The 8,611-nt window shown below is 55.3% G+C and carries 10 protein-coding genes; 5 read left to right on the top strand and 5 right to left on the bottom strand.

What is annotated here, in order from left to right:
• Positions 1-78: 78 nt before the first annotated feature.
• From ACP5J3_RS08485 to ACP5J3_RS08475, 3 genes are read left to right on the top strand one after another with little or no spacing between them, the layout of a single operon-like run.
• Positions 79-1,281 carry an ABC transporter permease gene (locus ACP5J3_RS08485; RefSeq protein ID WP_428495292.1) on the top strand — a complete coding sequence of 401 codons (1,203 nt, stop codon included), beginning with the start codon at positions 79-81 and terminating at the stop codon, positions 1,279-1,281.
• Positions 1,281-1,823 (top strand): hypothetical protein, encoded by a 543-nt coding sequence (locus tag ACP5J3_RS08480; protein ID WP_428495291.1) that lies wholly within the window; start codon positions 1,281-1,283, stop codon positions 1,821-1,823. Before ACP5J3_RS08485 ends, ACP5J3_RS08480 begins: the two co-directional genes overlap by 1 nt.
• Entirely contained in the window at positions 1,801-2,058 is a 258-nt protein-coding gene (locus ACP5J3_RS08475) for a winged helix-turn-helix domain-containing protein (protein ID WP_428495290.1), read from the top strand. Before ACP5J3_RS08480 ends, ACP5J3_RS08475 begins: the two co-directional genes overlap by 23 nt.
• On the opposite strand, the gene ACP5J3_RS08470 is transcribed toward ACP5J3_RS08475, so the two are convergent.
• The 3 genes from ACP5J3_RS08470 to ACP5J3_RS08460 are packed head-to-tail and all read right to left on the bottom strand — an operon-like array spanning position 2,038 to position 4,986.
• The gene (locus tag ACP5J3_RS08470) at positions 2,038-2,256 is read right to left on the bottom strand and encodes a hypothetical protein (protein WP_428495289.1); all 219 of its coding nucleotides are present in this window, start codon (positions 2,254-2,256) and stop codon (positions 2,038-2,040) included. The genes ACP5J3_RS08475 and ACP5J3_RS08470 overlap by 21 nt on opposite strands.
• Before the next feature lie 48 nt (positions 2,257-2,304).
• Positions 2,305-3,741 carry an ABC transporter substrate-binding protein gene (locus ACP5J3_RS08465; protein WP_428495288.1) on the bottom strand — a complete coding sequence of 479 codons (1,437 nt, stop codon included), beginning with the start codon at positions 3,739-3,741 and terminating at the stop codon, positions 2,305-2,307.
• 36 nt (positions 3,742-3,777) lie between these two features.
• Entirely contained in the window at positions 3,778-4,986 is a 1,209-nt protein-coding gene (locus ACP5J3_RS08460; RefSeq protein WP_428495287.1) for an acetyl-CoA C-acetyltransferase, read from the bottom strand.
• Positions 4,987-5,060: 74 nt separating this feature from the next.
• Between ACP5J3_RS08460 and ACP5J3_RS08455 the strand changes: the two genes are divergently transcribed.
• Positions 5,061-6,215, top strand: coding sequence for a cobalamin-independent methionine synthase II family protein (locus ACP5J3_RS08455; protein WP_428495286.1), 1,155 nt, complete (start codon positions 5,061-5,063; stop codon positions 6,213-6,215).
• Here ACP5J3_RS08455 and ACP5J3_RS08450 read toward each other — a convergent pair whose 3' ends face one another.
• Together ACP5J3_RS08450 and ACP5J3_RS08445 are read right to left on the bottom strand one after the other, a co-directional pair.
• Positions 6,216-6,695 carry a hypothetical protein gene (locus tag ACP5J3_RS08450; RefSeq protein ID WP_428495285.1) on the bottom strand — a complete coding sequence of 160 codons (480 nt, stop codon included), beginning with the start codon at positions 6,693-6,695 and terminating at the stop codon, positions 6,216-6,218. It abuts the gene before it with no gap.
• A complete protein-coding gene (locus tag ACP5J3_RS08445) occupies positions 6,692-7,309 on the bottom strand; it encodes a UPF0175 family protein (protein ID WP_428495284.1) in 618 nt (205 codons plus the stop codon). Before ACP5J3_RS08445 ends, ACP5J3_RS08450 begins: the two co-directional genes overlap by 4 nt.
• A gap of 59 nt (positions 7,310-7,368) precedes the next feature.
• Here ACP5J3_RS08445 and ACP5J3_RS08440 point away from each other — a divergent pair, with 59 nt between their 5' ends.
• On the top strand, positions 7,369-8,391 hold the full coding sequence (locus tag ACP5J3_RS08440; RefSeq protein ID WP_428495283.1) for a hypothetical protein: 1,023 nt from the start codon (positions 7,369-7,371) through the stop codon (positions 8,389-8,391).
• The last annotated feature ends 220 nt before the right edge of the window (positions 8,392-8,611 follow it).

Raw genomic sequence — 8,611 nt, 5'->3', positions numbered from 1 at the left:
GCTCAATTTACAGTATATAAAAAGCTAAACTCACCAGTTGTGAATTTTGTTTTTATACTACGTGGAGATCTCCAGCGTATGATGAGTGAAGTGGCTCGGCTAGCTTGGAAAGCGCTGTGGGAAAGGAGGGGCCGCACAATCGGCGCCATCGTGGGGGTAGTCATAGCCTTTACGGCGCTGAGCTACGCTATATTGCTGGGGCAGACCTTCAAGGACTACACCACGCGCTACTTCACCTCAAACTTCCAGACAAATGTCCTGTACGTCACCGGGGGGCAGTTCACAGACGCCGACGTAGATGCCCTCTCTAGGATTGATGGTGTGGAGCTGGCGGTGCCCATCGCGGCGGCCCGGGGGGTCGTGAGGATACCCGGCGCCTCCGGGCAGATCCCGGCGACAGTATACGGCGTCGATCCGGCGCTGGTTAGACGGCTCCTCCCAGAGACGGCGCTTTACGACGGGGAGCTCGTCGTGGCGTCTAATCTAGTGCTGGTGGGGTACTTCGTCGCCTTTGACAGATCCACCGGCCAGCAGAAGGCGTCCGTGGGGTCCCCCATCTCGCTGACGCTGGGGAGGAGGGCCCAGTCGGCGGTGGTCTCCGGCATACTAGCGTCCGGGATGCTTGGCTTCATAGACACGTCCCGGGGCGTGGTTATGGACCTCTCCGCGTTCCGACAGGCCACCGGCATCACTAGCTACAGCACGGTGATGCTCTTCCTAAGAGATCCCTCTCTGGCGGATGCGGTGGCCAGCGAGGTCAGGGCCAGCTTCCCCAACGTAGATGTAATTTCGCCGCAGGCGGTGTTGCAGACTATAAACAGCTTCCTAACCTCCTTCCAGCTCTTCCTCGGCCTCATCGCGGGGGTCAGCACGGTCATAACGGCGCTTTGGCTCTACGACACCATGTCCATAAGCGTCGTGCAGAGAACCAAGGAAATTGGGATCCTCAGAGCCATCGGCTTCAAGAAGAGGCATGTAATGGGGATGTTTCTAACGGAGGCGTTGATAATAGCCGCGATAGGCGTCGCAGTGGGCATGGCCCTCCTGGTCCCACTCGCCCAGAGCGGCATCCCCTTCATGTCCACCACCCAGCAACAGCAGGCGCCGAGGGGCGGCCTCTCCGCCCACCCACCCTTCTCCTCCATAACGTCGCTGGAGCTAGACCCCCTTCTCATCACGGCCACCGCGGCTTTGGTAATAGCCATAAATCTGGCGGGCGCCTTCCTACCGGCGTACCGGGCGGGGAGGATAGACATCGTCTCCGCCCTGAGGTATGAGTAATGATCTACATACCTGACATAGTAATAGGGGCCTTGGCCATATACATCGCCTACAAGATATTCAAGGCGTGGAGAAACCTCGCCGATTGGAGGCTTACGCTCTACTCCCTCGGCATGGCTATCCTGGCGGCGTCTCTCCTCCTCGAGGCGGTGGTGGAGATGTACCTCGCCAACATCTGGGGCGAGGCCCCCATGCGGTACGTCAAGAGGATTGAGGCGTTGCTGAGGGCGGTGATTCAGCTCCTAAGCCTTGCCGCGCTGGTGCCGATAGCGGTGGCGGTGACTCCGACGCTTTTCTACGCCGTACTGCCGCCCGCCGTGTTGCTGGGGTCTATCAACACGGTGCTAGCCCTCTACATAGCCGCCGCCACCTTGGTAAAGACCTTCGAGAGGGGGACCCCACCCTTCATCTCCCTAGCTTTCATCTCCTACGCAGTTTCGCTGGCGGCGCCGCCCCTCTCTAGTTTAGACGTAGCCGCGAGACTGCTCACCGCCGTGTTTCTGGCGCTGGGCGTGGCCTATGGCTCGGAAAAGGAGAAGTAGGCTTGAGATCGTGGTGGACATCCTCAACGTGCTGTCCAGAGGCTACAGAAAGCCGACGCACATAGCCGCCGAGGCGAACCTCGCCTACGACCGCATGGCGAAGATAATTGAGGAGCTCGTGGATCGGGGACTAGTATCTATACGCAATAGCGAGTTCTGCATAACCCCCCAGGGGTTAAAAATGCTGGAGGCTTACCGCCAGTGGCGCCGATTCCTAGACGCTATGGGCCTCTGAAAGATAAGCGCTTAGGAGCTCCTCCAGCTCCTCTCTCGTGAGGCAACCATAGCCGAGCCTCTCCGCCTCTCTGCAGTTTTCATAAAAGAGAAGCACAGCCTTTCTCTCCCGTGGGATTTTCTCGGAAATTTCGAAACCGAGCTTGAGCAACACGTTTCGATACTCCCCCGGAACGTCCCCCACGAGAATAACGCTCACGTGTAAAAATATGTAGTCTGTTTATAAATTTGGTGTTTCTTTTTGAAACTATCTGATTCTCTTAATAAATAAAATAACAACTGCCAATACTGCAAGTACAGACACTATGATTATCAATGCAGTATTTTGTTGAGTATTTACCTGTTGCGCAACTTGCTGAGGCTGTGTTTGCTTTGTGTTAACAACCGACATGTAGCTATCGAGGAGCTGGGCCGCTCTCTGGTACCTCTCCCTCGCCGCCTCGCGCCACGCCTGGTACACCTTGTCTCTGTACGCGGGGTCCCTCCCCAACTTGTCGTTTATCTCCACAGCCACCTGGTAGGTAAATGTCCTCCTCGCCCCCGTGTCGGGGTCTGTGAAGTTGACGGGGGCGCCCAGTAGCCGCCATATGTCGCGGAGCTGGGCCTCTGTGATCTTCCCCGCTAGGTAGGCCTGGACCGCCCTCGTCCAGACGTCTGTGAGGAGGTCTTGGAGGTCAACCAGGGTGGCTTCGTAGTAGTAGATAAAGGAGTAGTAGTACGAGGCGCTCTTCTCCGGCGGGATGGCGAGCACCCTGGCGCCCATGAGCTTCTGCAGGTGTTTCTTCAGGACGGCGGCCTTCGTCTTGTTGACGTCGGGGGAGTCCAGCACGGCGGGGTTGCCGGGGAGGATGTACCTATCCACAAGGCGCTTCTCCATGTCGGTGAGGAATATCCGCGTCAAAAGTGCCGCCGTAGTCATGTTGGCGCCGCGGGGCACCGCCACGGGGTCGAAGAGTATGTCTGTGCCGTCTGTAGGTATGCAGTAGTCGAGCCCGGCTATGAAGACGTAGTAGTCCACCATGGGGCCGAAAAGCGCCTCTCCCCTCTTCACCACGTCCCTCACGGCGCCGCTGGAGTCCACGAAGCGGGCTACCGCGGCCATAGACGCCAGGTAGCGCCACCCCTCCTCCCACCCGTAGATCTCGGTTACCAGTTGCATCATCGCAGCTGAGGAGGTGGACTTGGTAGGCCTTGCAATGGCCAACGGCTTAACCCCAGTCTCTAGATAGTACTTAGTGAGGTTGGGAGACGCGAGGCCCCGCCAGCTACAGACCGGTCTCGCCCCGGCCCTCCCCAGAGCCTCGGGGTTGTAGCCAATTACGTAGCCGAGGAGGCCGTACACCACGTAGTACACCTTGCCGTCAGGCCCCACCCTCTTCAGCGGGATGTCCCCCAGCCGCTCGGGGAGTTGCCTCAGCTCCGGGACGTCGGGCATGGGGGCGAGGTACCCCTCTCTATACAGCGCCTCGTAAAGTACCGGCGCCCCGGCCCAGAGGAAGTCCACGCCGCCGCGGTCAATCAACGCCCTCCACTGGGTGGGGTCGGCCGGCACGAGCTTGACGTCGGGCAGGTACCTCTGTAAGAGGGGCAGGGCGGCGTCTATAGAGGCCTGGTCCGCCCTAGTCAAAATAGTGGCCGAGAGAGCCAAGGCGGCTAATACGAGTAGTACAAATAGGCTCCGCATGGGCGATAAAAAACTTGTCTATTTAAAATATGTCCCTTATACCCTCTCCAGGACGACGGCCGCGCCTTGCCCTCCGCCTACGCAGAGGGTGGCCACGCCGTAGTCCACCCCGTCTATCTGCATCTGCCTAGCCAAGGTCCCTATGATCCTGGCGCCGGTGGCCCCCAGGGGGTGGCCGATGGCTATGGCGCCTCCCCTCGTGTTTACGGTCTCCGGGTCGAGGCCTAGCTCCTTTATTGCGTAGAGCGTGACTACGGCGAACGCCTCGTTTATCTCCCACCTGCCGATCTGCTTCACGGAGAGCCCCGCCTTCTCAAGCGCCTTCCTCGACGCGGGGACCGGCCCCATGCCCATAACCTCCGGCGGCACGCCTGCGAAGGCCACTGCCCTCACCTTGGCCAGCGGCTGGAGGCCGTACCTCCTCACAGCCTCCCCGGAGGCCAGCATGACATACGCCGCGCCGGAGTTAAGCGGCGAGGAGTTGCCCGCAGTTATCACCCCATCCGGCTTGAAGGCAGGCGGGAGCTTGGCGAGGGCCTCCAGCGTCGTGTCGGGCCTCACAGCCTGGTCTCTGTCCACGACCTTCTTCTGCCCGTCCTTCTCCACGGCTATGGGGATGATCTCGTCTCTGAAGTACCCCTTTTCGTAGGCCTCGGCCGCCCTTCTGTGGCTCCTCAGCGACCAGGCGTCCATCTCCTCCCGCCTTATGCCGGAGATCTCGGCAAGCCGCTCCGCGGTTAGTCCCATGACGTAGCCAATGGGGAGGTTGTAGAGCCTCACGTACTCCTCGTCTGTTAGGAATTTGGGGTTTATCTCTATGTGGGGGTTTTCGTACATCGGAGTTTTGGACATCTTCTCGACGCCCCCTGCGATTACGATATCGGCCATGCCGGTGGCCACCTCCATCGCGCCGTACCCCACTGTGGTTATAGAAGAGGCGCACTGCCTGTCGATGTGGGCGGCGGGGATTGTGTATGGTAGCTTGGCGGCGAAGACCACGTGTCTCCCGCCGTAGAGCCACTGCTCCCCAACCGGAAGCGCGGAGCCTGTGAGGAGCTCCTCCACGTCGCCGGGCTTCACCCCCGTCCTCTCCAGGAGGGTCTTGACCAGCGCCGCGGCTATCTCCTCAGGCCGGAGGTCCCAGAAGTCGTCTCTCTGCGGCTCTTTCCTTGAAAACCTCGTAAAGGCGGTTCTGGCGAAGGCGGCGATGTAGACGTTGTCCAGCCTCCTCCCAACAGTAGACATGGCTGTGGCTGTGGAGGGATTTTAAATTTGTGTCTATAGCCAAAATTTTTTAATAACATGTTATCCCCGCCCCAATGTCTATCCCCAGAACGTTCATAACATCTGTGGTGGGGTCGTGGCCGAGGCCCACCTGGCTAATAGAGGCCTTTGAAAAATTTGAAAAAGGCCAGCTGGACCAGCAGACCTTCACGCAGTACCTAGACGACGCGGTTAAGCTAGCTATCAAGGACCAGGAGGAGGCAGGCCTCGACGTAATTACAGACGGGGAGCAGAGGAGGACATCCTTCGTGGCCTTCGTCGGGCAGAAGATCAGAGGGTTCAAGATCGTGAGGGTGGAGGAGCTCCACCCAGACGCAAAGGAGATTATGAAGAAGTACAAGGCCCCCCTCACCCTGTGGCGCCCCGTCATCGCGGGCTACATAGAGGAGAGCGTCCTGGCGGTGGACGAGGTTCAGTACGCGAGGAGAATTACGCAGAGGCCCCTCAAGGTGACCCTCCCGTCGCCCTACCTCATCATGTGGGAGGCGTGGCACGCCAAGATCTCCTCCCCCTACTACCCCAAGCCCGAGTACGCCGCCGAGGCCTACGCCAAGGTGCTCAGAGGCGAGATCTCCAGACTCATAGACGCCGGGGTCGCCTTCATCCAGCTGGACGAGCCCATGCTGGGCGACCTCATCGAGGCCGAGCCAGACAAGCCCGACCGCTACAAGCAGGTGGCCTCGGAGCTCTACGGCCAGAAATACAGAGGGCTGAGGGACGAGATCCAGCTGGCGGTGGACCTGGCAAACGAGGTGGTGAAGGGCTACGGCTCCTCGGTTAGGCTAGGCATGCACCTCGACCGCTGGCCCACAGAGGAGTCCCCCGTGGTGGGCTACGAGAGGCTGGCCCCCCGGATATTCGACATAAAGGTGAGGCAGTACGTCGTGGAGTACAAACACCCCAGGATGGGCAACCCCGAGGAGTTCGCCAAAATCCTCCCAAGCGACAAGGAGATAGGCCTCGGCTCCATAGACGTCAGGGACCCCAAGCGCGTGGAGACTGTGGAGGAGGTGGTGTCCCACGTGGAGAGAATAGTGAAGTACGTCGACCCCACGCGGATATGGCTCAACCCAGACTGCGGATTCGCCCCCGGCATGTACCGCGCCTTCCCACGCCACGTCGCCATCGAGAAGCTAAAAGTAATGGTAAAAGCAGCCAAGACCCTAAGAGAAAAATACTGGTGGGCCTAGTCAACACATTTCCTGGAGCGCTTTTTTAGCCTTCTCCAACACATCATTGGTGACATAGATAAAGGCCGATAGTTCGTGAAGCAAACCTGTAGCTTCGCAAGGCGAGACTACGCCTCTCTTCGCTAATAGGATCACAAGGCCAAGCGTGCCCATAACCTTGAGACCAAGCCTTTCCGCTTTCCTTCTAGCTCTCGCGTCATCAGTTACCAGCTCAGCCTCCTCACCTCTCTCTACATATTCTTTGCACAGCTGGATAGCTTCAGCCTCACCTGCCCCCAAGGTCTCAATTCTATAACCCTCACGTGGCTGAACCGACGTGAAGGGTGGATCTTCAAATACATGGCCTGCTGAGTAGAGTTCATCAAGCACGGCGCGGGGAACAATGATCTCTACACCACGTCGTTGCAAATCAGCAAGAAGGTTTAATTTATTAGCATTTTTAAATGTAATAATAGTAGATGCATCAAGTATAAGCTTCACAACTTTTTAGCAAAGTCTATATCTTCCGCATGTGCCTTGAAGGGCTTCACACCTCTGCGCTTCAGCTCCTCGGCAAACTCTACAAGGGACATCCCGGCGAGGCGGGCGGCCAGGCTCAACGATACGGCGCCCTTCTGCAGTAGGGAAATGGCGAGGTCTACCCGCCGCGAGTATATATGGTTTTTCACATCTGACCACTCATCGCCTCCATACAAGGCGTAGACATAGAGCAGAACTTCGTCGTCGGTTGCCAGCCTGAGCAACTCCGCCACATCGCTCACCACCTCCCTGTGGCCAGGCGGCAGTTTTTCTAGCGACATCTTAGCCATGTGGCTGTCTTTCAAAACTACGTATTTCTCGCCCAACTCCACGACGCCTTGTGCTTCCAGCCGAGCGAGCTCGTCGCTGATTTGAGGATCCCACGGCCCCAGTCTATAGGCTTTGAATTCAAGAACCTCCGACAAGTCAGACACGGCCCGGGACAGTATGAAAAGCCCCTTCTGCACCTTGAGGCGTGAAAGCCTCCCACCAGCCTCAGATAGCAAAGCCATCAAGTAGTCGGCCAAACTTGCCTTGTTTTTAAACTCCTCTTGAAGTTTCTTGACGATATCCACTAATTGGGGTATAACTATCCTATTTTTAAAGTATTTAAGATCTGCAGTAGTTTACCTTTGTGATTAATGTAAAGGAGATTACTCGGGATGACAGTACCCTGACACGCTCATTAGAAATTAAAATAGGTACAGAGTCTTTATACACTCCAGCGGTAGCCTCTGATATACCTTCTTCCCTAGATTCAATTGGCGAAATATATATTGAAGTTAAATCTACCCACGACGAAGAAGACATATCATTAACAAGAAGGTTTTTAATGAAACACAGCAAGCTCGAGAAGGCACGGGCTTTTATAGTTGTTATAAATTTTAGTGAACCTGTTAAACACCAAACTGTACCAGTCACTGCCATATTTGATGCTCTTACCGAAATAAGTCGTTTGGCTCCCATATTGATCTGTGGTCCATCTATGAAAAAAGGCAAATGGGAAGATTTCGCTAACCTAACCAGTGTTTTTACCAGCGAAGCTCAGTCAAGAGGGTTCAAAATTTTTCCAATGTTCGTTCCAAGAATTATTGATCCTATAAAGCAACTGGAATATCTCTACAAATATAACAAACATGGAATAAATTACGAACTAGTATGTATAGACTACTCCGGATCTAATCCATTTTCAAAGAACCAAGATCATTTAAAATATGTCGCGATACTCCGCGAACTAGAAAAAGAATACGGTCCGACAGTGACATATGGCGTAAATATACACCCTATTTTCTATTCTTCCAAGTACCCCGTAGCACCTGCTAAAGATTTAGCTTCGTTTTATGCACACATTGATATTATAGGGGCTAGGTCTCATGTAAAGAGAGTGCCACCACCCACGGGCTATAATGTAAAAGCTTCATATAAATACTTATTAAACGTAGAAGGGTATATATATGAGAGAAGTGAAGTTGTTAGCGATGTTGAAATTCATAATATATCTAAAAAAATAGAAGAATCCCACAAATTATTCGATCTTATAAAAAGAGGTGAGACTCTACTTGACTATCTGAAAAAGAAGGAAATATCTAGAGTAGATGAAAAAATATTGAAACTTATTAGAAGATTTGCATCAACTTATAAAGCTTCACTTTTATAAAAATAGCGTGGCAAATATATCAATAAGTATTACTAAGCGAGATGAAGCCCGTATGGATTGATTTTTTCAGGGCGTTGAGGGAGTCTGGCGTGGAGTCGCTGTGTCTGCCTAGGCATTTCAAGTGCTGGGGGGATCTGCCCCAGTGCGTGGCTGTGTGGGTGCTGGTTGGGCGCTACGCCGTGTGCAGGGGGACCTCGGCTGGGAGGAGGCTGGGGGAGTG

The sequence above is a fragment of the Pyrobaculum sp. genome (genome assembly GCF_049971835.1).
GTDB lineage: Archaea > Thermoproteota > Thermoprotei > Thermoproteales > Thermoproteaceae > Pyrobaculum.
This window is presented reverse-complemented; position numbering and strand designations above follow the sequence as displayed.

Excerpts from the sequence above, each read along its gene's own strand:
- ACP5J3_RS08465 (WP_428495288.1), bottom strand. The coding sequence starts at position 3,741 with ATGCGGAGCCTATTTGTACTACTCGTATTAGCCGCCTTGGCTCTCTCG.
- ACP5J3_RS08460 (WP_428495287.1), bottom strand. The coding sequence starts at position 4,986 with ATGTCTACTGTTGGGAGGAGGCTGGACAACGTCTACATCGCCGCCTTC.
- ACP5J3_RS08455 (WP_428495286.1), top strand. The coding sequence starts at position 5,061 with ATGTCTATCCCCAGAACGTTCATAACATCTGTGGTGGGGTCGTGGCCG.
- ACP5J3_RS08475 (WP_428495290.1), top strand. The coding sequence starts at position 1,801 with ATGGCTCGGAAAAGGAGAAGTAGGCTTGAGATCGTGGTGGACATCCTC.
- ACP5J3_RS08480 (WP_428495291.1), top strand. The coding sequence starts at position 1,281 with ATGATCTACATACCTGACATAGTAATAGGGGCCTTGGCCATATACATC.
- ACP5J3_RS08485 (WP_428495292.1), top strand. The coding sequence starts at position 79 with ATGATGAGTGAAGTGGCTCGGCTAGCTTGGAAAGCGCTGTGGGAAAGG.